General features: G+C 42.6%; 28 protein-coding genes. 18 read left to right on the top strand and 10 right to left on the bottom strand.

What is annotated here, in order from left to right; translation table 11 throughout:
* The first annotated feature begins 106 nt into the window (after positions 1-106).
* From KOD92_RS03400 to KOD92_RS03365, 8 genes are all read left to right on the top strand, one after another.
* Positions 107-421, top strand: coding sequence for a MerR family transcriptional regulator (locus KOD92_RS03400; protein WP_215232102.1), 315 nt, complete (start codon positions 107-109; stop codon positions 419-421).
* 29 nt (positions 422-450) lie between these two features.
* Positions 451-1,170, top strand: a complete 720-nt coding sequence (locus KOD92_RS03395; RefSeq protein WP_215232101.1) for a hypothetical protein — start codon at positions 451-453, stop codon at positions 1,168-1,170.
* A 105-nt stretch (positions 1,171-1,275) separates the two neighbouring features.
* Complete coding sequence (locus KOD92_RS03390) at positions 1,276-1,992, top strand: hypothetical protein (protein ID WP_215232100.1); 717 nt, start codon at positions 1,276-1,278, stop codon at positions 1,990-1,992.
* Positions 1,993-2,285: 293 nt separating this feature from the next.
* Positions 2,286-2,603 (top strand): hypothetical protein, encoded by a 318-nt coding sequence (locus tag KOD92_RS03385; RefSeq protein ID WP_215232099.1) that lies wholly within the window; start codon positions 2,286-2,288, stop codon positions 2,601-2,603.
* Positions 2,604-2,673: 70 nt separating this feature from the next.
* Entirely contained in the window at positions 2,674-3,237 is a 564-nt protein-coding gene (locus tag KOD92_RS03380; RefSeq protein WP_215232098.1) for a hypothetical protein, read from the top strand.
* A complete protein-coding gene (locus KOD92_RS03375; RefSeq protein ID WP_215232097.1) occupies positions 3,215-3,763 on the top strand; it encodes a terminase in 549 nt (182 codons plus the stop codon). The genes KOD92_RS03380 and KOD92_RS03375 overlap by 23 nt, the downstream gene beginning before the upstream one ends.
* Entirely contained in the window at positions 3,744-5,141 is a 1,398-nt protein-coding gene (locus tag KOD92_RS03370; protein ID WP_215232096.1) for a hypothetical protein, read from the top strand. Before KOD92_RS03375 ends, KOD92_RS03370 begins: the two co-directional genes overlap by 20 nt.
* Positions 5,142-5,223: 82 nt before the next feature.
* Positions 5,224-5,361, top strand: coding sequence for a hypothetical protein (locus KOD92_RS03365; RefSeq protein WP_215232095.1), 138 nt, complete (start codon positions 5,224-5,226; stop codon positions 5,359-5,361).
* 513 nt (positions 5,362-5,874) lie between these two features.
* Here the strand turns inward: KOD92_RS03365 and KOD92_RS03360 are convergent.
* A complete protein-coding gene (locus KOD92_RS03360; protein ID WP_215232094.1) occupies positions 5,875-6,534 on the bottom strand; it encodes a hypothetical protein in 660 nt (219 codons plus the stop codon).
* Between the two features lie 260 nt (positions 6,535-6,794).
* Between KOD92_RS03360 and KOD92_RS03355 the strand changes: the two genes are divergently transcribed.
* Complete coding sequence (locus KOD92_RS03355) at positions 6,795-7,193, top strand: DUF4359 domain-containing protein (RefSeq protein WP_215232093.1); 399 nt, start codon at positions 6,795-6,797, stop codon at positions 7,191-7,193.
* Between the two features lie 681 nt (positions 7,194-7,874).
* Here KOD92_RS03355 and KOD92_RS03350 read toward each other — a convergent pair.
* The 6 genes from KOD92_RS03350 to KOD92_RS03325 all read right to left on the bottom strand — a co-directional run bounded on the left by KOD92_RS03350 (position 7,875) and on the right by KOD92_RS03325 (position 11,013).
* Positions 7,875-8,447, bottom strand: coding sequence for a mobilome CxxCx(11)CxxC protein (locus tag KOD92_RS03350; RefSeq protein WP_215232092.1), 573 nt, complete (start codon positions 8,445-8,447; stop codon positions 7,875-7,877).
* Between the two features lie 16 nt (positions 8,448-8,463).
* Positions 8,464-9,564, bottom strand: coding sequence for a hypothetical protein (locus KOD92_RS03345; protein ID WP_215232091.1), 1,101 nt, complete (start codon positions 9,562-9,564; stop codon positions 8,464-8,466).
* Positions 9,565-9,577: 13 nt separating this feature from the next.
* A complete protein-coding gene (locus tag KOD92_RS27655) occupies positions 9,578-9,691 on the bottom strand; it encodes a YegP family protein (RefSeq protein ID WP_215232090.1) in 114 nt (37 codons plus the stop codon).
* A 9-nt stretch (positions 9,692-9,700) separates the two neighbouring features.
* Positions 9,701-9,892: a YegP family protein gene (locus KOD92_RS27650; protein WP_215232089.1), complete on the bottom strand. Its 192-nt coding sequence runs from the start codon at positions 9,890-9,892 to the stop codon at positions 9,701-9,703.
* Positions 9,893-9,967: 75 nt separating this feature from the next.
* Positions 9,968-10,606 (bottom strand): hypothetical protein, encoded by a 639-nt coding sequence (locus KOD92_RS03330; RefSeq protein ID WP_215232088.1) that lies wholly within the window; start codon positions 10,604-10,606, stop codon positions 9,968-9,970.
* 77 nt (positions 10,607-10,683) lie between these two features.
* Positions 10,684-11,013 carry a YegP family protein gene (locus tag KOD92_RS03325; RefSeq protein WP_215232087.1) on the bottom strand — a complete coding sequence of 110 codons (330 nt, stop codon included), beginning with the start codon at positions 11,011-11,013 and terminating at the stop codon, positions 10,684-10,686.
* A gap of 1,329 nt (positions 11,014-12,342) precedes the next feature.
* On the opposite strand from KOD92_RS03325, the gene KOD92_RS03320 reads away from it, so the two are divergent.
* From KOD92_RS03320 to KOD92_RS03300, 5 genes are all read left to right on the top strand, one after another.
* A complete protein-coding gene (locus KOD92_RS03320) occupies positions 12,343-12,483 on the top strand; it encodes a hypothetical protein (RefSeq protein ID WP_215232086.1) in 141 nt (46 codons plus the stop codon).
* A gap of 2 nt (positions 12,484-12,485) precedes the next feature.
* Positions 12,486-12,944 carry a DUF6169 family protein gene (locus tag KOD92_RS03315; protein WP_215232085.1) on the top strand — a complete coding sequence of 153 codons (459 nt, stop codon included), beginning with the start codon at positions 12,486-12,488 and terminating at the stop codon, positions 12,942-12,944.
* 357 nt (positions 12,945-13,301) lie between these two features.
* Positions 13,302-13,625 (top strand): hypothetical protein, encoded by a 324-nt coding sequence (locus KOD92_RS03310; RefSeq protein WP_215232084.1) that lies wholly within the window; start codon positions 13,302-13,304, stop codon positions 13,623-13,625.
* Complete coding sequence (locus tag KOD92_RS03305) at positions 13,622-16,624, top strand: collagen-like protein (RefSeq protein ID WP_215232083.1); 3,003 nt, start codon at positions 13,622-13,624, stop codon at positions 16,622-16,624. Before KOD92_RS03310 ends, KOD92_RS03305 begins: the two co-directional genes overlap by 4 nt.
* Entirely contained in the window at positions 16,624-17,307 is a 684-nt protein-coding gene (locus KOD92_RS03300; protein WP_215232082.1) for a hypothetical protein, read from the top strand. The genes KOD92_RS03305 and KOD92_RS03300 overlap by 1 nt, the downstream gene beginning before the upstream one ends.
* Positions 17,308-17,389: 82 nt before the next feature.
* Here KOD92_RS03300 and KOD92_RS03295 read toward each other — a convergent pair whose 3' ends face one another.
* The 3 genes from KOD92_RS03295 to KOD92_RS03285 form a co-directional block, all read right to left on the bottom strand.
* Positions 17,390-17,671, bottom strand: coding sequence for a hypothetical protein (locus KOD92_RS03295; protein ID WP_215232081.1), 282 nt, complete (start codon positions 17,669-17,671; stop codon positions 17,390-17,392).
* A gap of 111 nt (positions 17,672-17,782) precedes the next feature.
* Complete coding sequence (locus KOD92_RS03290) at positions 17,783-18,166, bottom strand: hypothetical protein (RefSeq protein ID WP_215232080.1); 384 nt, start codon at positions 18,164-18,166, stop codon at positions 17,783-17,785.
* A gap of 34 nt (positions 18,167-18,200) precedes the next feature.
* Positions 18,201-18,476 carry a hypothetical protein gene (locus KOD92_RS03285; RefSeq protein ID WP_215232079.1) on the bottom strand — a complete coding sequence of 92 codons (276 nt, stop codon included), beginning with the start codon at positions 18,474-18,476 and terminating at the stop codon, positions 18,201-18,203.
* Positions 18,477-18,769: 293 nt separating this feature from the next.
* On the opposite strand from KOD92_RS03285, the gene KOD92_RS03280 reads away from it, so the two are divergent.
* The 4 genes from KOD92_RS03280 to KOD92_RS03265 all read left to right on the top strand — a co-directional run bounded on the left by KOD92_RS03280 (position 18,770) and on the right by KOD92_RS03265 (position 23,107).
* On the top strand, positions 18,770-18,982 hold the full coding sequence (locus tag KOD92_RS03280; RefSeq protein ID WP_031530509.1) for a hypothetical protein: 213 nt from the start codon (positions 18,770-18,772) through the stop codon (positions 18,980-18,982).
* 137 nt (positions 18,983-19,119) lie between these two features.
* Positions 19,120-19,392 carry a hypothetical protein gene (locus KOD92_RS03275; protein WP_215232078.1) on the top strand — a complete coding sequence of 91 codons (273 nt, stop codon included), beginning with the start codon at positions 19,120-19,122 and terminating at the stop codon, positions 19,390-19,392.
* A 212-nt stretch (positions 19,393-19,604) separates the two neighbouring features.
* Positions 19,605-21,293 (top strand): site-specific integrase, encoded by a 1,689-nt coding sequence (locus KOD92_RS03270; protein ID WP_215232077.1) that lies wholly within the window; start codon positions 19,605-19,607, stop codon positions 21,291-21,293.
* A 74-nt stretch (positions 21,294-21,367) separates the two neighbouring features.
* Entirely contained in the window at positions 21,368-23,107 is a 1,740-nt protein-coding gene (locus tag KOD92_RS03265) for a phage integrase SAM-like domain-containing protein (protein ID WP_215232076.1), read from the top strand.
* The last annotated feature ends 93 nt before the right edge of the window (positions 23,108-23,200 follow it).

Raw genomic sequence — 23,200 nt, 5'->3', positions numbered from 1 at the left:
TGAAATCATGGAGCGTTGACAATTCTGTGCCAGTTTGTGCCAATTGTGCCAATGCATTACAAATGACCTTTGATCATCGTAACATTAAAAACTTACAAAGATGATCATGGACAATCCATTCGAAATCCTCGGAAGACGACTCAACCATATTGAGGAATTAATTTTGAAGAGTCAGAAAAGTGAAACCGTCAATTCGGAGTCTGATAAACTCGGCGAAGCTTATATTGACCAAAAGAAAGTTAGCGAGCTACTCGGCGTGTCTTCGGTAACTATCTGGGATTGGGAAAAAAAGGGCCTGTTATTGTCCTATCGTATCGGAAATCTGAAGAGATTTAAGCTCTCCGAGGTGCTGGCTGCTCCGAAACCCATTAGACGTGAGAAAGTAGTCACGCAAAGTGTGCAATCGCAAGCCACACAATAGCTCTCAATTTCACTTCTGACGACTACAAAATGAGAACGAACCCGATATTAGAGAGTGGAAGTCGTAATCTGTGCGGTGTTACCATTCGGCAAGAAGCAAAGACACAGTTCTTAAACCTATCAGATCTTCAAAGGGCATTTGACGTTGCGCGAATGGACAATGATTGGAGTGAGCGGAGATTTTCAGAGGTCTTGTCGTATACAGACAACCGTGAGAGGATTTATTATTTGTTGAAAAAGCACGAAATCATAACAACGTCTTTAAACGTTTTTATAGCTGACACCGAAAAGCACGGAATAACCAAAATTCTGAAACGTTACGGTGCCTACGCTACTAAAGGAGCTAGACACACAAAGTCGGTTTGGTGTAATCCGTACATCTGGGTGCTTGTTGCAATGGAGATGAATCCAATGTTATATGGTGAGGTTATTACCTGGCTTACAGATCGGCTTACTGCTAATAGAATGGAGGCTGGGGAGATGTACAAGCAATTATCAAATGCTGCGGCAAAATTGAACGGTGTAGATTTCTCAAAGCTTTCTCGGGCCCTGAATATCATTGTGTTTGGCCGCCATGAGAATGGCATAAGGAATAAGGGAACCGAACAGCAGCTTGAAGAGCTACATCGCTTAGAGCAGAATCTAACCTATTCGATTGAAGCAGGGTTTATCCGGTCTTTTGAAGATCTCATGAGTCACCTCCGTTCAATCTGGCAGAAAAAGAATCAACAACGATCAGTTTTATCATAAGCCACGAAAAAGGCGCAACCTCCCCAGAATGCGCCTTGTTTCAGAATGTTTTCAACAGGGTAAATATAGCAATCCCGCTTGTATTTCCCAAAATCAATTATCTAAATGTCTGATACAAAATATTTTATGTGTTCAGTCAGCGTATTAGCGCAGCGAAACGCTTTTGAGCAAATGCAGGAAGTTGCTCACGAAATTATTAAGCAAGGTACATACCGGAAATCGCTAACCATGGAGCTTGGAGATGAAGTTTCACGCTTTGTAGATGCTGCTCACTTTTTTGGCATCAACTATGCCAAGCCAGAGACGGTATTAAAAGATATAAAGCATAAAGCATTTATGGTTGAGGAAAGTAAAGTTCTCACCTCACTAAATCGCGACATTGTATGGGATTTCTTTCAGAATGAGAAGTCTGAGCACGAAATCGCATGCTTTCTAGGCTATGCTGCACTGAAAAGTATTATCGGGCATAAGACATACGCAAAGGTGACCAATGAGTACTTACTCGCTAGATTCTTCGGATGCGGCTCGACAGCGGAGCTAATACCTCCAATTAGAGAATCAAGCCTGTACCGGCAGTATTCTTCGAGGTATGCTCTCAATAAGATTAAGATGACGTTGTCGGAGCAGTGGGGCCTATCCTTATATGGGCACTTCACAAGGGGCTTCTATGCCAGCTTTAAGCTTAGTTTCGATGAGCTGGCGTATCAGGTAGAACGCAGCCGGAAATCAATTATAAAAAAGGAAAAGGCGTTTGTAAGGAGGGATATTATTGCCCAGGTAAAAGCCCAGGTTCAATCAGAATTTCCTCATTTAATACTTTAAATTGATTTGCACCAATGTAGTATCAATTATACGTCATGTGAGCATCAAATTAACACCATGTGTTACACCTATATAATAATTCTATTTGATTTTACTTTCTCTTCGTAACGAGTGTTACTTCCAGTTGTGCACCATATACAACACCTATAATAAGATTATATTAATAAGATATTCTAATAAGATATATTAAAAAGATACTTTAAAATGGTTGCGTCATTTTTTTTCAAAAATGCCACCCCCTCATTGTTCTCTTAATTGAATTTTAAATTTTCAAAATTAAAGGTAGGCTGCTTATGTCACCAAAAGTTACAAATATGATATCTCGATGGATTCTCCGCTATGACCCTGTATTCATGGTGTATTCAGCTTTGATTGAATCTGTGGAAGAGGATTCTTTCCATCATGGGGTAGAGTTAGCCGAGGAAATAATGGATAGAGGAGCTCCGTGGAGCATTGCGTTAATGATTCTCCGGTCAGAGAAAATAAAGAAAGGTATTTGTGGAATTAAAGATGAAGAATGTTGCCCAGTAGATCTGTTGGAGTACTTAAAGGATGCACTTGCTGAACTGGAAACTAAAATAGAAAAGGCCTGGGTAATTTCAAATAACTAAGATGAATATCGCCCCTATTAGCACTGATATAGATATTCGAAATTTAACCGAATATTTATTTGAATAAAGTTTGGCTGGACTTAAAATATTTATTTTATTCACTAGCAAGGAATTACTATTAGCAATGGAAAATAAAATAGAAAAGACTACGGCCAAACGCGGTAGACCAACGTCTTACGATTCGAATTATCATCCTGAAATTACATACAAATTATGTTCACTCGGATTAACTGATGCTGATCTTGCATTTGTCTTCGATGTTACTGAGCCAACAGTCAATCTCTGGAAGATAAAACATCCTAAGTTTGCGGAAAACCTATCCAGGGGAAAGATACTTGCTGATGCGAAAGTCGCTCACAGCCTCTTTAAGAGGGCGACAGGATATCAGGTCAAGGAAAGCACGACGATCGAGGTGGGGCATCTTGATAAAACTATCGAGTTGCGGCCGGCAGAGGTTCTCCGCCACATACCTGCAGATGTAGAGGCAATGGAAATATGGTTGAGGAATCGGACGGGCTTTTTCAAACATAGAGGGCGAAATCAAATAGGTATTGAGGCTATCGAAGAGGATTCGATGCCTAGACACACGCAACTAGATTCAAATACAGCAAATGTCAGCGCCGAAGGGAAATAACTACGCATTGGGTAATGAGGGAGGGCGGCCGACTGACTATGATCCAGATTTTCACCCGCAAGAGGCCTATGAGCTATGCTTATTAGGGTCGACGGATGAACAATTAGCCGAGGATTTTGGAATAACGACCCGAACACTGGACAATTGGAAGAAAAAGCACTATGAGTTTTTTCGGGCACTTTCGCGCGGGAAGAGAAGTGCAGATGCAAAAGTAGCCCGTAGTTTGTTCGAGCGGGCCTGTGGATATCAGCATCCCGAAACAAAATACTTCGTTGTGAAGGTCGATCAGAATCTCGAAGAAGTTCAAGAGCGGGAGACAATCGCACGTTATCCACCCGACACGAAGGCCGCGACTGTATGGTTAAGTAATCGAACCAGGAATTGGAGAGAGCGCCAGGCAGACGCGCCAAAGCCTCTAGGTGAAGGAGGAGAACCAGGAACATCAAGGTCAACGCCTTTTACGGTGATCGATCCAAAAACAAATGAAACCAAAATATTAGAGATCGGTGCTGCAGATAACGAGTAAACAGCTTGAAGCAATTGAAGTCTTAGCCTCAACAAAGGTCACGTTTCTGTTGTATGGGGGAGCTATCCGCGGTGCAAAAACTATCTGGCTAGCGATTGTAATGGCGGAACTGGCGAAGACTTATCCAAACAGCCGCTGGGTAATTATGAGGGCAGACAGACCGAAAATTACTAGCAACCTGGTCCCTTCTGTCAACTACATTTATTCCAAACCTGAATACAGCAAACATATAGTTGCCAGGAACAAGGCCGAGTTGACCTACACATTTGACAACGGTTCAGTCGTGCAGCTATTTCCCGAGTCGTTTACACAGGATAAGGACATGACCCGTTTTCATGGCTTGGAGACAAATGGATTTGGATTGGATGAGTTGTCTGAATTCCAGGAGCAAACATTAGACAAGTGTTTTGAGCGGGCTGGTTCATGGCTGAACGCTGAACCGAACAACTTCGGGAGGAAACCCCGCCCGCTGGTTTTGGGCACGTGTAACCCCACAAAAAACTGGGTTAAGACAAGAATATATGACCGGTTCGTTGATGGGACTTTACCTGAAACCTGGAAATATATTCAGGCCAAAGTAACTGACAATCCTTTTGTCCCAAGCTCGTACCTGGAATCACTGAAAACGAACATGACAGCAATCAATTATCAGCGCTTTGTGGATGGTGATTGGGAATATGTGGAATCAAATGGTCATGAGTGGATCTACAATTTCAATTACACCTCCCATGTCAGGCATGTGCCGTACTTGCCTGGCGTGCCAACCTACCTGACTTTCGACTTTAACGTTTGGCCATATATGACTCTGCTATGCTTTCAAATCGAGGAAGCCAGAATCGGGGCCCAGCAAGGGTATCGGGTAAGATTTTACGACGAGTTTTGCCTTCCTCATCCACATAATACCGCGGAGGCTGTTTGTAAGGAATGGATTAAAAAATACCCTGCGACGCATGGCACCGTACCTGTCAGTTATTGCGGTGACGCCTCTGGAGAAAACCGTATCCCGGGCTTTGGTGAAGGCAAGGCGTTTAACGCAGTCCGTCAGGCGCTTGAAAAATACCTTCACTCCAAATCAGATCGTGTCTACAAAAGGCAATTCTTCAATGAATTTCTAAGGAAATTTTTGAATGACATTTTCGGCGGGTCTCTGCCAATCGAGATATGGATTGACGAAACCAGGTGCCCGAAATTCATTAAGGATCTTCAAGAGACGATTGAGAGCCCGACGGGAGGCTTTGTCAAGGAGAAGGCCACTGACCCAAAAACGAAGGTCCAGTATGAGCGAAATGGGCATTGTGTCGATGCTGCCAAATATGGGCTACTATCGGTATTTTCTGAGCTCTACGAAACCAAATATCATCGCAACAATTCAATTTAATTTCAATAGCATGGAAAATAGAAATAGTGTACAATTTGTGTCTGATTCAAATCAGGTTTATCGCATACTGACAGCCGAGGAGATGAAATTACCAGTAGATGCCTCCTCCATTCCCTGGATTGTGGAGGATCCGATTACCAAAGAAAGAACGACCCTGGATATCGGTGGACAAGAGCCACAATCGACACGAACACTTGAAGTTTATTCAGGAATACCGTGAGACGGTGCGGAACGCCGAGGACAACACCATAAAGGAGCTGCAAGCTATGAGAGCCGAACTAAGGAATATTAAAACTAATAGTGATCGGATTCCGAAAGTTCAATATGTAGGATCGGATGGAAAGCTTTTTGAAATTGGGCCTAATTCAACAATTGTGCGGGAGCTACCGAAAAGCTGATTAATATTTTGCCGAACAGTAGCCGGAATTCTTTGTTCCGTCACTGTTCGGCAGGTAGTTCGTGATGGATATGCTGTGGATATGGAGAATAAGAACAGGGAAGCCCAGAGGCTAGAATTTCAACGTACTATCTAACAAAAAAAGGAGGCGCTAAGCCCCCTTTTTACCGTAATCTTTTGATTACTCGACAATAATGTCTTTTGTTTTGCAATTCATAGTCTCGATAGTTTGTGAACAAATATATAACCTAAACACCACTAAAAGAGTGCCAAACGATAATAGGTGTGTAGTAAAGATATTGATTGTTACTACACATGCAAAGGGTAAGTGAAATTTTATAATCGGCGATCACGCCTATTATTTCCCTTAGATTTAATAAATCCCCAGAAGCCACTTACGAAATTACCTTCCTCGATGTCATCAATATTAAAATCCTTTGTGAAATAAGAGGTTAAGCCCGACAGTTGATGTTTAGCTACGACTTGTAATCTTATAGACTTGTCCCTCCCCATCAGCTCTTCTAAGTCGACAGATGTTCGTATTCGACATGCAAATTCATCATTTTCATTCTTGCCAAGTAGTGTGCTCAGTGATTTAAGGAAAGGCATGTCGCTCTTTTTCAGCTCGATCGAGTCAAACATAACATTTTTTCCCCCGCTGTAATGCGGCTCCATTATGAAGAGACTGAATTTAAGGTCGTGTACTTTAAAGAAACTATTCATATTAACGACCTTAAACCAATACCACTCATCCACCCCACCCTCGGGCACGGTTGCCTTGCCATTCCTTTCTAACGGGCCCTTTGCAATCTTTCCTATTATTCTGATCTTTGGCTTAAACGTTGTGAACATAAATACGAGGAAGATAAATGAGCCCAGCATCCGAGAGGGTAAATCATGCCATTTCCAGTCGATTTGACTAAGTTCATTTACCGAACATGAAGATAGATATAGAGGGGAAAGGCAAGCGAAGACAAAGGATAAAGCTTTTTTCATACAGGAGGTTGGCCAGATTTTAGTCACAAAGCCGCCGTCCTTCTATGTTTTACTAATTAGGTTGTTGTGCCAATTATCGAACGGTAGAATTGTTTAATCATCTTCACATACCCTCGTAAAGCCTTATTTGGCTTCTTTCAAATTGCCGACGCGAGTTCCTTAGAGCATGTGCCATGCAGGAGCTTCTTTTAAAGGAAACATCGTTTTTCGTAGTCAGGAAATTCTACTAGTATTGTCCCTTACACAAAACCCTCATTGACATGGAAGAAAATTCAACATCAAAGTCCCTTCAAGGCTTAAACACAAGGAGTACCGTGATTCTGGTAGCGGGTGTGGTCCTACTAGTCGCACTGCTAACAAACCCTAGCCTGGATCAACATAAATCCGCTGTAAAGATCGTTGCGGGTAAAGTTGTAGGGGAGGCAACTCAGGAATTGGAAAAAGAAGAAAATCCATTTGCAGCCTTAGGTGCAGCGATGGGTTCGGTAATGATAAATAGCCTTGTCGAGTCAATAGTTTCCTCGCAAAACTACCTAGTTTTTTCTCTTACGAGAATCACTTTTGAAGGAGAATCGCGAACCGTCGGCATCGGTGCTTTTGGTAATGTGTTTCTGTTTGATAAGAATCTCGATCCAGAATCCCTCAAATCTCGATTGTAATTAATATCAGAGTGAAATTCTATGCTCAGATATCCCATTTCCGGATTACAGTGAAGATGATGAACCGGCAGAAGGATGCAAGTTGGTAGGAATGCTGGTCCGCAGGGAATTGGTGAACAAAACTAGGACCGACAGCGGTATTTATTATTTTATTGTCAGTACGTACACTGAATATTATGCAGACGGGGCCTGCGGGGAGTACACTACTACTGCGGTCGATCGATCTAAGCCTATCCCAAAACGTAGAAACGTGCCAGGGTATCCTGAGAAACCGGACGAACAGGCCGAGCCTTTTTAAATTGACCGTTCTTTAAACGATAACCTGGCAAGAGCACTGAGTGCTCATTGCTTTTGAAATAATCTGCACTTGGCGGATTGTCAGAAATGAGAAATTAATTGAATTTCTCATTTCTGATTGACCCGACTATGGATTCTGATAGAATCCGTGGTAGAAAATCTCCCATCACATAGTAGCTGTTATCGCCCACAACACTTACATATACTATTCTTAGGCCCAACGCTGCTCCGCTGCTCAACCTGCTTTTCCTGAATCGATCTTTCAGAATAGGTCTTTCCAGAATAGAGGGTAATCTCGTTTAACAATCGCGATCTCTCATCTTGAGATAGCTTAAAAAATCCATTCAATACTCTTTCTACATTTTCATTCATATATATAACAGGTTAAAAGTTTCCGCAGACTGGGCAATTTGTTGATATCATAGATAATGGTACTGTTTTACAGCCAGCACACTCACGCTGATAATTTCGTAATCCACTTCGCATCCCTTTACGTAGTTCCTCCTCAGAAACCTGGTGGTGATGAACCGATAGTGACCGTTCTCGCTCTTTAAGTACTTCATATCTGGCTTGATAAATATCGATACTTGGAAGAGGAGTCAAGCCGAGTGATTGAAATTCAGAATTCAACAATGAAAATTGAATAGTCTGTGAGCTGAATAGTGCCGCTTTCTCTTCCAATCCAGAAACCGTTATATATGTTGACACCACTAGTTGAGCAATTGCGAATGGCGAGGTAATAGCAATTGTTAAGTCAATTATTTTGGAGTCATTTGCATAAGTTGTAAGGATTGCACCAATTAATACAGGCACAATTATTCCCAGAACCTTTGACCATTGTAACCATGGGGAGATCTTATTTAATTTTCCAGCATATATGTAATTATATGCAAAACAATCCAAAGCTCGATTCCAACAGTCAGCTTGAATTGTATCAGACCTATCTTCATCACTCATCTTGTGCCCATATAAATTAAAAGGTATCTGGATATGATTGTCGTTTAGAATATTGTTGCAATGCATCTACCTCATCCTGGTATATTAATCCGGGCAAGCTATCTTTGGATACTTTAAAGTAGCTTATGGTGTGATCTAAAAAGCTCATCTTGAACTGTGCAACTACATCGGGTCTATTATTAAATTGCAGATGTTGATAGATATGGATCGCAGCAGCAATATCTGGACATGCTTCCACCAATATAGTAACGTTTGCTACAAATCTTGCATGTATGTAATTATATAGAAATGGGCGGATATAAGCCCTTTGATCAACATTAGTCTCAATGTATGCATTCACTATTTCCCTGATATATTCTTTAATCCTATATCTTCCACCTTTATGCTCAGGCAAATAAAAATCAATGAACAATTCTTTATTGATTTCCGCATCTTTGACAGCCTTAGATGCAAAATGATGAAGTAGTAAGCTTTTGTACATTTTCACCAAGCCTTCGTCTAACTCTTCTTCATTCAATACGATCTTGTAGCAATTTTTGATGACTATGTAATCTATTCCCTGTAACTCCGCAGAAAATAAGATATGCTGATAGGTCACAACTAAGGAAGGTGTGTCAACTATTTCCTGCAATATCTGCTGAACTTCACTTCGTTTCAGGTCGCGAAATACTTGCTCGATATTTGCCTCAATCTTGTTGAAAAATCCCTCCGCTCGCTCTTCTGCTTTTAGAGCTTTCTCAAATGAATTTGATGAATCGTTGCTAGCCGTCTGTGCTGCAATTTGCGACTCACGCGCTAATCGAACATTCTCTTCAATTCTTAGGGATATCCCTTCGATTTGCCTCCATTTTCGCTCCAAATACAACCCCAATAAAATTCCAAGCAAAGCAACAAATCCCAACAAGTAAGTCGCGGAATTTATGTGCAAATCGATACCAGACAACTGGCGATCGGTATCTGATTTATACTTTTCTAGGTCAATTCGCAAGTCAATATTTTCCTTCGCAAGCCGATGATATGATGTATCAACGGGCGTTTTAACCCATGGTATTCCCTGTGACTGAACATTCAAGCTGCTCGCCAACACAAGAAAACAAAATAGTAAAAATCTTTTCATACCGTTAAATCCTCTAACACTCCGACCTCCCATTCTCCATAACAGACTCAATCACGGCCATCAGTCCATCAGCAGTCCGGTACAGTTCGCTAGTGCCAATGACGTCGCTGTTCGAAGATCTCAGCACAAAGTAGTGCTAAACTTCTGCGGATTGCAATTGTTCATACCTGCCGTGAAGGTGAGAATTGGCCTTCACTGACAAAATCCCGTTCTTCCATCCTTCTATAGTTTCGTATCCTTTACTTGAAAGAAACACCTGGCCGTTGCCGGCGTGAAAGTTGAAAATATTCTCACCATTTGATCGTTTTTTGATGATGAATTTACCCATACTTGGAGGTGTTAGTTATACGATCAATCTTTCCGTCCTAAGTCCTCTAGCAAGCTGTTGTAATCTGCGTACCGGTTAATCGTACAAGTCATCACCAGTCTTTTTCTTTCTCTTAGAGTTTGTGTTTTCCACGAATGTGGTTTTGAAGCTGAATATATATTCGAGGATACTATCTTCGATTTTGATTGGCAGAACAACCCTCATGACTTGGCCAATAAAATTCTCATTGTACTCAACCTTATACGACATTAACACCCGCTTCACAGGAATCAATGGTTCAGATGTCCAACCGCCATATTGACCAGTAACATACCTGGTGTAAGAAGTTGGAGATATCAAGTCCGATAGAGTGGAATTTTTATAAACAGATGTCGGCGGCTGGGAGTTCTCTCGATCAATGTATTTAACCCCCTTATGAAACACACGGCTCGATTCGTTTGACATCGAGATATATGCCGCATCATCCCAAAGTATTTTCATAGTTTGATCCGATTTATTTGTCAATTCGAAACCTATTTGAGAATAGCCATAATCCCAATCAATCTTTATCAGCGGATCTTCATAGACGGACCTTACACTGTCTATATTATGATCCTCTGGTCCATCCACTGAATACAAGTAAGCAGAGTAATCACCCTCCCTCCTGTCTTTTTTTTGAGCTGAGCAAATGATGCTTGGTAGTAAAATGATAATTAGCAGTAGCAGTCTTTTCATAGATTATTTATCGAGGTCTGTTAATATTTTCTTTCGCGCGATAATTCGGTTTAATTCTTTTTGATGGACTCGTTCCGCTATGTCAAATCCTCCACCTGATCAAACTGCCCGTTTTCCATGACGGATTGTATTCCTTTCGCTCTTCCTTGGGCCGTATCATACATCTGGCTGACACCAATTGGCTCCCCGTTATCAGCGTTCAATGTGAAGTAAAATTCTCCATTGTCGGCATCCCAATTATGAAAGTTAGCAATTTCCGAAGAATGCTCTCTAACAGACATAATCCCCAACCTGCACCCAAGTGAAGTAGTATAACCTTCACTAGTTAAAATGATCTCGCCATTCCTAGCCTGAAGATTGAACTGAAACTCTCCGTTTTTGCGCTTTGTGATTACGAATTTGCCCATGGGGTTTCTGTATTTTATGAGTTGATACTTTTCAGATGAGAGATACCAGGCCAAAGCCGTCCTATTTGGCAACGAGTATTTTCAAGCTGCGAGAGATATTGCCCACTACTTGCAGTAGGAAATATGTAGCAATTGACGACATAAGCGGACCTATCGAGAGGACAACGCCGGCGCCACTAAGTTCAGATCGATCACTACCGCCGAATATTGGACTGCGTGGTCACAATGGCGACTGAAAAGAATAGTATTCCAGATGAAATTATGCCCATGATAAGTATGAGCAGAGATATATTTGAAAGATTTTCCTCTGTACTGAAGTCGATTGGTTGGGCGACCAATTGAGGTCCGGCGTCTGAGGTTGATAGGTTTTCCAAGAATAGAGGCAGTTGAGGTAAATATTCCAACTCAAGTAGGAGTGAGTAGTAATTCTACTTTTGTAGATCGCAAAACACGTAATTCTACCTGGTCAACATCAGATGGGAGACCTCTACGGCATCTAAAGGATAACATCGTGAATGGCATCTATGAACCGCAGACCTCGCACCGTTGATGAATTCAATAAGTTACAGTGAGGTTGTTAAGTAACGATTACTTCTTGAATAATGAAGTTGCCCTTGGTAGGAAAATTTGCCAAAAACTTTACAGCCGCCTCGGCTGACTCAAAGAAGCCGTCATTTACCGGAGCGGTTACCGTCCCTTTTAACATTTCGGCGAAAAATCAACAGGGCCAGCTGAGCCTTGCGGAAAAAATTGCAGGATTATGAATTTCAATTGCATAGTAGCAGAATGAAGCGATTTCTTTAAAAGTGATTAGGGCAAGATTCGAGCCTCCAGAAGAAAATACGTGCAAATGATATACGCAACTAGCTCAGACAAGGGAATGAGAAGTGTCAGGCAACCTATTGTAGTTTTATTATACACGTTGTTATAAATGCGTTCCACGTGGCCTCCTCTGTGTGACTATTATCCTTGAGCGTGGTTACACGGTCGCTGAATTGCTTGATTTGATCCTTGAAGTCCATAGGGAGGTTTGTTAAGATTTAGTCACAACGCGCTCTCAACCTTAAATGTTAATAGTCATCTTGTCAGGACAATTATTTAACGGCGAGAGAGCTGAACTATTCGAGCTTTTCCGGATACTCTGTTAATAATTGTATAATACAACTCTCTCGTTCTCAAGTAACTCTTTCAACATCATTAGCAACACCACCAGCTCTTTCTGCTGAGCTAGTTCACCCCGAGTTAAACTTTTTTACTCGTTCTTTACGTTTTGTACTCGTGTATACATGTATATTTACATGCGTTAATACCCTATAAATCATGCCGATTATGGAAAAGCATATAAAAGTTAACAAACCGATTCCTGAAGCTATAAGGAAAGCATTGGAGGAAAAGCGACAATGGAGGGAGAAAGTTCGCTCTGGGGAATATTCAGCAGCTATCAATAAAACGTTTAAAGTTGCTCAATAGCCTTGTATCAATACCTACCCCTTGAGGAAAGAGAGGCGGGAGTTACGTACGCCTTTATAACAGACAATGATTTAAGGTATCTCGTAAAATTTACTCCTGCAACTTATCAATTTTCCACTGTCTGTCAATCCTGTCAGAGCATTTATGAAGTAAGGTTCGAAAAGGACTTTGAAGGAAAATCCAGCCCAGATCGGCAAGTTCAAGAAACGATAGTAGAAATTCTCCGGGAGTTTGTTGGGAACTATCGATGCCCATTAATATACACTTGCGACAGTCTTGATAACAGGGAGATGTGCAGGGTTCGCCTTTTTCAGCAGTGGTTTGATGAATATGCTGGCGATGCCTATCAACACGATTACCGGGTATTCGAGTCAGAGGATTATAATCTCGCGATTGGGATAATTGCTTTTAGCTGGGATATTAATTTCCGAGAATACTTTGCACAACTTGATATTATGTAAGCCGCCTCCATCAAGTAAGCGGTTTTTTTCGTGCCTATTCGCTTCACTGAATTATCGGCTTCGGGTCTTGTGAGGTCTCTGGTTTACGAGCGGTAATATGGACTTGTAGAGGTAACCATCCTTGTTCAATATATATTTCAAATGAGATAATTTTCCCCTATTGAGAACCCAAGAATCGAATGTTTTGGTTTATACTCGCCAGTCTTCAAATCGCGTCATTAGCCTCAGATATTTCCCGTAAAAGACTTCTTTTTCTGATCAAACTTTATTTTATTTAAAAAGATCAATAGTGGTTCAAAATCGAGCAAAATGGCTTGACTTTGAACTCTTTAGCCATTTTTAGAAAAATAAAATTCAGTGGAACAATCAGAACTACAAATTCCAGAATTAGGAATTCTGCATTTGAAGACGGATCCGTTTAATCGCGTCTTTGAAATAGAAAAGGAGGATGGCACCCCATTTATTTTAGAAGGTTTTAATCCTGTATGGGAAATTTATCACCAGGGGGAGCTGATACTATCTATGGAAGGCAGCGACTTTGTGTTTAATGGAAACCTGGTAACGGTGGACAAGCCCTCAACATTCTTCAAAGACCTGAGCAAATTATCTGACTACACCCACCGGTTTTACGACCGATCAACCCAAACCACCTTCTTTAAAGGCCCATTCAAACTATCATGAGATTCTACAGCAATTTTTCAGGAGAGCGAATTAGATTGATAATCCATACGGGAAGAAAAGGAGACACTGGCCCCAAGGGTGATCAGGGTCTTCAAGGTGCGCAGGGAATCCAGGGTATTCAGGGGCTGAAAGGCGAAAAGGGGGATACGGGCGCATCTGGTCAAACTGGTCCTGTGGGAGCAGCTGGATCGGCTGGTCTGAAAGGTGACAAAGGCGACAAGGGAGATCAGGGACTGCAGGGCGTACAAGGTGCGGCTGGTCAGACAGGTGCAGCAGGAGCCAAAGGCGAAAAGGGCGACAAAGGTGATACCGGCGCGCAGGGAATCCAGGGGGCGACCGGAGCAACGGGCGCACAAGGTGCCGCCGGAGCAACCGGGGAAACCGGGCCGCGAGGCTTGAAAGGCGACCAGGGTTTACAAGGTGTTCAGGGGCCAGTTGGTGCGCAAGGAACTCAGGGAATCAAAGGCGATACTGGACTAAAAGGCGATAAGGGCGACACCGGATCGACCGGCGCGGCAGGAGCAGTTGGAGCCAAAGGTGATAAAGGGGATACGGGTGAAACCGGAGCGGCGGGGGCGAAAGGCGATACGGGACCAGCGGGAGCCACCGGAGTTGCTGGGCCTGCGGGGGAAACTGGTCCGCGCGGATTGAAGGGTGACAAAGGAGATACTGGTTTGCAGGGAATTCAAGGCCCTGTTGGACCGACTGGCGAAAAAGGCGCAAAGGGGGATCAAGGAGTTCAGGGTATTCAAGGTCATCTTGGTCCAGTCGGACCTACTGGCCCGGGCGGAGCTCAGGGTGTTAAAGGCGATAAAGGGGATAAAGGAGATGCAGGAGAGCTTACGCAGGAATTCATTCAATTGTCAGAGAATATCTTCATTGCTCGCGATCAAGCCCTCGCTTCTACGAATAATGTATTAACAATCTCCCAGCTTAAAACAAAGTACAATCCATTATTCAAATCAGCTTTTATCAGTGATGGTGACTTATCCGGAAACTTTGTAATTGATAATGATACTAATGCCTCCGTTGACGATCATTTTGTCATATCCGATGCGTCAGGGAATAAGTGGGTTAGGCAGATAGAGTACTATGTCGAGGCAAAGAAATTTCCCTCTGTTGGCACTGAATCGGCTTTTTTTGCTTTCATAGAAAGAATTGGGAGTACACCCTGTACGATTATTCTCAACAGGCAAATTCCGATCACAACCAATCGAATAATACCCGCAAATATCGAAATACAAGCCAAACCAACCGGAAGCTTCAATATTTCAACGGGGACCACATTAACGCTGGAAGGACCTTTATCCGCCGGTTATTATCAAATATTCTACGGACAAGGGTTGGTTACCACGTTTGCCGTCAACCTGAATATTATGTGGTTCGGCGCAGTACGTGACGGAGTTACAGATAACCAGCCAATGTTCGACAGGGCTGTCAGGTCAATAGCAAGTAATCTAGGTAACCTCAACCCGATAAAAATTACCAATGAATTGATTGTGCCCACCGGGACTTATGCTATTGGCTCTGAATTGAAAATACCTGTAACTGTCCGTCCGAGGATTGAGGGTCTGGCAATATTTTGGGGCATTAACAACGCAGAGCCAACCTTGACTTTGTGCTCAGATCTATCAGTTCCGCTGTTTTACAAGGATATGTTTAATGCCGGCAGGTTGATTGAAGGTAGCCTTCTTATCCTAAATAAAAGTTTCTTTACATCTCCAAACAATTCACTAAACACGTCCAGCTCTATTCCAAGATCCAATGTTCCACTAGGATCAATAGGCATAAGGATTGGAAATTCTCCTGCAATATCTAACAGATTAATGGCACGGTATGATGTAGATAACATCCGGGTTGCCGGATATGATTTCGGATGCGACTGGATACCGAGCAATAACTACATGTGCAAGTTCAAAAACTGGCACATGGAGGGCAATAATAACCATGTTAGAGTCTATTCAACGTCCGGCGGAGGATCTAACAGTGGCGAACAGAGCGGGTTTCACCATTGCAGATTTGCTGGGGCTGAAAAAGTGTTTTTACTGCAAGCGGATGCATACGACTTCCTGGCCCATGATTGCCATTTCGACTTCGTGAAAATAGTTGTTTTCATGGACACAATGTTCCGCGGCTTTAATGGGATTAAATTCAGCAAATGCTATTTCGAGAGCGTAACAGAACATTTTGTTTATAGCGTCGCCAATGGAAATCCATATAAGGCACCTACAATAGATTTTGACGGCTGCACCGGCCTGAACGGGAGACGTGAAAGATTCTTTAACACTAACGCAAGTAAGGGGTATGTCCTAAACATCGACAGGTTTGCTGATAGAATAGATAGCGGCGCGGATGAATCCGACGGAAGAGAGGCTTGGAATAGCCAGGATCCAGATAGATTTATGCTTATCAACCCTGCATCACCGTCGATCGGAATTAGAAAGAAGGATTTCTTCCAAGATCTTCATATTCCTCCTATTGTTCAGAACAATATTGATCAGGTTTATTTCTTTTGGAATTTTAAAAACATTGAGACTATTGGGGCACTTGCTAGCACCAACCCCTATGTAGATGCAACAGGATCGACAAATGTCGCTAGTTATGAGATCGCATCAACAGACAGAGGGAATGCGCTTAAAATTGTAGCCGAATCAGGTACCCAGGCAACCTTTGTATCAAAAGCAAGGCAGCTGACCGAGGTAAAGTTTGGGGATGTTTTTGCCTTCAATTTGATATACAAGGTGATCCCTGAAACTACTGACAACGTTCTTTCTCCAAGGTTCTCTGTTGAGATGCTCAATGAGCATAAAGAGTTGCTATCAACTACTACACCTCAAACCAACAACGATAAATCTACTCCGGATATATGGAGATGCGGCCGGTGGGGGCAGGAGATAAGAATCACCAATCCCGAGGTTAGATTCATCAGGCTGTGTTTCCAAATCAATGGTCTAGGCGGGACAATATATATTGAAACAATTGTAATCGACAAAAGGTAATGACATCATTCGAGAAACTCCTTTTTACCAATTCGATATTCAAGCTTTACGAGCATGTATATCTGGTCAGTTCAGCAGAGGCTGAGACAGCATTAGTATCAGATAGTACAGTTGTTAAGGCGGGGACCATGTTCATAGTTTCTTATGGGTCTACCCGATATTATAAACTGGCAAACAATTCTGACACCTTTACAACCTTGCCGAAACTTTCTGAGCCAATACCACAAAAAGACTGGGTTGTTTGCGACGCGGCAGATACTAACAGTCCAAAGGTCGTATCAAATTTAAATGATACGTCTACCGTGGTGTTAATGTCTACGTCGTCAGCTAATCCAACTGGCAGCCCTTCCGGAATTGCAAAGCTGGGGCTTTATTTGAAAGCAATGATTGCTGGACAGGGTTCTGCTTTTGGTATCGATGTTGATGGAGTTAGGGCTTTTATTCGGGGATCTTACGGATCCGGATGGACTGAATGGCGACAACTCCAGCTCAGGAACGAGATAAATAATGGAATTACAACACCAAAAACATCTGTTGAAATGAATGTCGCGTATCCGGCGACTGCAACTGCTCCAGCACTTTCTTATCCTACAGGCACGATGGTTGTTTGTAAAAATGCCGGGAAGGCATATATAAGAACAAGTTCAACGGAGTGGTTTGAGGTGTCCGGAGTTCCTGTGTAACACTTTATTTTACCATCTTCCCTTCCCCCGTCTCCCACCAGGCGGGGTTTTGTTTCTTTTTCAGAGTCGCCTTGCTTATTCTTCACCTTTCAAATACAGTCATGCAAACTCGATCAGTTGGCGTGAATTTCAACTCGGCAACCTTCCATCCTTGGGCGTTTTCTACTGCAATTTGATAGTTCATATTATCAACCGCTGAATCGTTGTTTAAAACAAAAATCTTAACTTTTGTTTTAACGCTCGCTGGCGCCAAATTGGTTTTGACATCAGAAGCAGTCTGCTTCGGCGTCTTTTGCGAAAGTGCCATGAAGGCTATCCCAATCACGAGGATAGCGGCAGTAAAGAAGGCGCAAACATTTTTCATTTATGCAGTTGGTTTGGTACGAAGAAATTTACCAATGCAGCTTGCGACTTCCAATATCTTCTTCAAGACACTTATTAAATGGTATGGCTCGGTCCAATCGAAGGCATTTAATTAATCTTTTATTATATCATCATCCTCTGAGTCTTTTCCTTTTTTCTTCTTTGGCGAGGGCGTAGCGAGTCGATTAATTAACCGGTTATTAATGCTCACTTCTCTCGATAACTTTTTTTCCAGTTCCACAACTTTAGAAAGTAGGTTCCTGATTTCTGCAGCTTGTTGATTATCTTCTATAAGCATAGGACCTTTTCCTCGAAGGATCCATTCCGAAGAAATTTCAGGGTGACGCATAAGTGCTATGTAAACCGTGCAATAATCGCGGTGGCTTATCCTCTTTGCGATCTCATAGAATCCTTCTGGTAGCTCTCTAAGTTTGCCTGACTCAGGATCGATTGAGATCGATAAATGTCTCAGCGCCTTTGCTAATCGGGACTTCATGTGCGCCAATGTGTTTAGTATGGAATGTCGTTTATTAAAGCTTGCTCATAGTCTCATACGCCGTTGCTAAACTATCAAGCACCTCGCGGAGATTGTTTCCGGTGCCGACAACTCCCTTGACCTTCATCTTTGCTATGAGCTTGCCGTCTTCGTCGACTATTACCTCAATAGACATGCCTTCTCCCCATGAGCCGTTTTTCTGTGCGTAGACAGTGCCGGCGATAAACGCTGCGGTCAGATCCCTACGATGGATTTCGTCTCTGCTGAGGCTCTCTGCATATTTCAGTGCGGCTCGTTCTGATGTGTCCATGATGACTGAGTGGTTGTGTTAGACCCCAGCTGCGAATATATTCAAACCGAACACAACATACCAAATTAAATATGAAAATACCATTTTTAAAAAAGTTGCTAGAACAAGGAAAAATATTTCAAATGAAATAAAATGAACGAGTTACGCAAATCAAAAAATTTATGAGACTTGTATTTATCAAAGATTTTGAGAATATTTGATCTAGCAACGTTCTTTGGCAGACTGAAAAAGATTATCTCAAAAAGATTTCGGTAATCTGTTGGAATTCCAACATGAATAGTTATCTTTGACTCATGAAAAACTTTACAACTATCAAGGAGGCGTTTGATTGGTGGATTAAAAATAAGTACCCGTCACTCCCTCCTGATGTTAAGAAGGGAAAGGCGGTTACGGCCTGGCGAGACTATACACACAACAGGGGCATTTCAGAATCTCGGATGAAAGACATTCTTCTCGAATTCGGCAATTTCGAGATCGAACTAAAAATTCAATATAAAGGGCAATAGCCTTTTATTTTTGCTCTGTCTTTGTTGGAAATCCAACAGTGCAGGAAGTAAGGAAAACCCGGATCGTCAAAGTTTCGTAGGCCGAGACGCTCCGGGCGGAGTTAAATCAATTTCACTTAATCTAACCTTTCAAAATTATGAAAAATGCGCTTGAAGTCAATCGGAACGAGGAATGCAACCAGTCAAAAGCTAATGAAGCGATGGAAGCCATCAATGAATTTTTCAGCTCAGTAGGTAGCGCGAAAAGAATCGAAGGAACCCTTTGGTATATGCTACAAGCCAGCATTACAAACCCAAACGATCCTACCGACGATCAGGACAACGCGGAGCGCTGCTATTTGTACCGCCGCTTGAAAGAATTCCTCGAAGCGATTGAGCCAGCTAAGTATTCATCTGAAAACGGAAACTGAGCCATGCAAAAACAAGAATTCAAAGGCGCGACGTATCAAGAGATTACAAACGCCATTCGTAACCGCAACCAATCTGGAAGCATTGAAGATTTGATCCGCTTCATTGATCGCACAGTTAAGCCCCTAGTGCCTCCGATAGACGCCAAATTGTAGGGGGTTAAAGTAAAGGACCTGCAAGGACAGGTAATATCAAATTCAAAAAATTTGTAAAAATGAAAAAGCTAACATCAGAAAAAATCGATCACCATTACAACTTGGTTCTTCCGAGCGTAATGAAGGTGAATTTTAAGAATACTCAGGAGGGGCTGAAAGTTTATGTGTCTGTAAAGGAAACGAAGAGCTCGTTTCTTAGCACCCTAAAAATAGCGAACAGCTCATGGGACGAGATTTGTCAAGTCTTTTCAGGAGCTGATTCAGAGACAAAAAACGACTACCTCAGGGTGATCAAGCAAAACCTGATAGATATCTACAAGGGCTTGTGGGGTAGAGGAGAGGTTACTGCGGGAAGTGTGGCTACAAGTTTCGGGAAGCAATTCGCTTCATTCGTCCAAGGGAAACGCCGAAAAACCGATTTGGCTATCAGAAAATTGGTAATAGCTGAACTAGAAGCTCATCTCGGAGAAAAGCCCGGTAGGTCGAAAATAGAACAAGAAGTGTTCAACAGCAAACTCGAAAAAATCAAGAAAAGGCTATTGTATGCAATGGACACCGGCGGAACCTCCGCGGCTGTATCGAAAAAGGCGACCAAGAGGCCTTTGGCTGCAAATAAGATTCGAGTTCGATATGTAATTCGGAAGAGCCGCACCAATAAGCTAGGACTTTGTCCGCTAGATTGTCGTGTCCGCGTCAATGGCATTTTGGGCAATGCTTTTTCAACCGGAATTTTCGTGGCTCCTTATACCTGGGATAGTAAATTTCAGAGCATTAGAGGTAACGAGGCTGAGACAGCCAAACTGATTGAGCTGCGGGACGGGTTGACCGCAGTTTATAATCAGTTCAGGAGCCGAGGTAAAGTTCCAAGTCCAACAGAAGTCATTGATCATTACTTCAACAATTCCCAGGATTACGATAAAAGGATGACCGTGGAAGAATTGTTTCACTTGCACTTAAAAGAGCTCCGTCAGACAGGCAGAAAAAAAAGCACGTTGGCTAGGTACGAAAGAATATGCCGGAATTTTGAGGAGCATTCTCAAATCAAGTTCGTAGACGAAATCAGGCCCATCCATATCAGGAGTTTCTGGAAGTGGATGAAGCATATCAGGAATTATTCTCAGGATTATTCGAATAAGTCAGTGCAAGCATTGTATGGCCCATTCGAATTAGCAATCTCTCACCAGGTACTTACTCACAACCCATGTAAAGGGCACAGGCTTGAATGGGAAAGCAAGTTGGATCTGACCTGCCTTGATGCCGAGGAGTTGCAGAAGCTCCGGTCGACGAATTTCCAAGATAAACTACAAAGAGTAGCAGACTCATTCTTATTCATGTGTTATACAGGCCTTCATGTCGGTGACTATTTGCGCCTAACGGATGACAATATTAAAAGTAACATGAAGGTGAAGTGGATCGAATACGACCGAGAGAAAACTGGAAAACCAGCAATTATCCCCCTTCATCCGGTAGCTTCATCATTAATAAGGAAATATGGATCTATCGCAACTCTTCCAAGGATATCGGCTCAAAAAGCCAATGATTACTTAAAAGTAATTGCCGCGATTATCGGGACGGAGAAGGTTTTGACAAACAAAGTAGCCCGCAAGACATTTACCGATATGTCGATCAACGAACGAGGTATGTCATTCGAGTCAGTGGCCGGAATGCTGGGCCATACGTCAACTAGGTTTGTCAGGGTTTATGGGAAGGTTCGCCACCAGCGGATATTAACTGAGTGGAAAGCCTAACCGGCTATAATTGTTACAAGGCCCCGCTATTAATCGGTGGGGCTGAAATCCTCAACTTCAATATTCTTATTACAATGCATACAAAAGAAATATCACCAATCGTGCCAAAAGCGACATTCGTTGGCGCAGTATTCCCCTCAGTGGGACACAAAATACAGCCACTAGTAATACTGCCAAGTGGATTGAAGGTCAGACTTAATTTCGGTGAAAGTACAGTCACATCATACATCACAATAAAAGGAACCACCGCCTCACTCAAACTCCCTTTCCAGACCAAGAAATCTCAATGGGATCCTAAACTTCGAAGATTTATAGGCGAAGATGCGGAGGATCAAAATGTCAAGCTAGTCAATATCCTCAAACAATATGGCGACATCTACCGTGAACTATGGAACCACGGTACTGTCTTGCCAGGGCAATTAATAAACGCCTATGTAGCGAAGACTAAAATGGTAGTGGAGCCGCCGAAAATAAGCGAGAAAGAGCGCCGGCTTTATGCCGAGCTCGAAACCTTACGCCAAGAGAAGCCTGTCAACTCTCTACGCAGGATTGCCCTCTACGAAGAACGCATGGATTCAATCAAAGAAAAGCTGGAAAAGCTGAAAAAACGAGACAGAATTCAGGACCTGCAAGAAATGTCCGAATCGGATATGGCGCGGTTAAATAGACAGGTGAAATTGGATAAGGTTTTGGGCATCTCATTTCGCCTGAGGGCGGCAAGGGTCAAAAATTCCTACCGACATACTGTCCAGTTTGTTGTCCGAATAAATGGCGAGAAGTCTGCTCCGCAGTCGACGGGAATCAGCATTAAAAAGAGCCAATGGGATGTTGAGTCGCAGACAATTCTGGGCAATGAAGAAGAAACTTTAAAGTTGGTGGCAATTAAAGCTGGCCTGGAACGTGTGTTCGAGGAGTTTAAGAAGCGGGGCAAGTTTCCGACACCTAAAACACTAATTGAACATTACTTTAACAATGATTTAGATTTCAACAAAAGAGTTACACTTTATGATCTCATGCTGCTGCACCTAGGGGATTTAAAGCGCAGGGGGCGCTCGATCCGTACTCTCCAAGCCTACGAGCGAACGTTCCTACAATTCACGTCACAAAGCAAAATTCGTTATGTGGCAGATGTAAATCAAACTGATGGCAAAGCATTTTGGGATTGGTTAAGAAATGAGCGCTCCCAAGACTATTGTAATAAGTCGCTCGAAAGACTGAGAGGGTTTTTCGATACAGCGATCGGGCATGGCATCATCGAAAACAATCCTCTTCGGGGGCTGAGGTTTGATTGGGAAAGGAAACTAGATCTCACATGTTTGTCAATGGATGAGATCGGCAAGCTTCAAGAAACAGTGTGGTCTAAGCCTTTGCAAGAGACGGTCGATGCTTTTTTATTTATGTGCTACACTGGGCTTCATATCGGTGATTTCAACAATCTTACCTCTGCAAACATTACTGTAATTCAGGGCACCAAATTTATTGAATACCAGCGTGAAAAGACGGGGCAGGTTGCTATGGTTCCGCTTCACTCTGTTGCTTCGAAACTGATTGACAAGTATGGAAGCGTTGAGGCAATGACCAGGAGAACCGGTAAAACCACAAATCTAAATTTGAAGCTTATTGCTGTCATGATCGGGACAAAAAAGCACCTTACTAATAAGGTGGCCCGGAAGACGTTCACTGATATGTCAATCAATGATAGGCGAATGAGTGAAGAATCGGTCGCTAAAATGCTTGGACATACCTCGACCAAATTCGTGAAGGTTTACGGACAGGTAGCGCATAGGAGGATCTTTGCGGAGTGGAAGGAGTAGTAAGGCCCCGTACAATACGGAGCCTTACCTCGGTGCTATGTTTTTCGAGGCAGAAGCGCGGATGTTTGGACATTCATCTACACGATTTGTTCG

It is taken from the genome of Dyadobacter linearis (genome assembly GCF_907165045.1).
Lineage (GTDB): Bacteria > Bacteroidota > Bacteroidia > Cytophagales > Spirosomataceae > Dyadobacter > Dyadobacter linearis.
The sequence above is the reverse complement of the archived record's forward strand: the minus strand, read 5'-3'. Positions and strand labels throughout refer to the sequence as shown.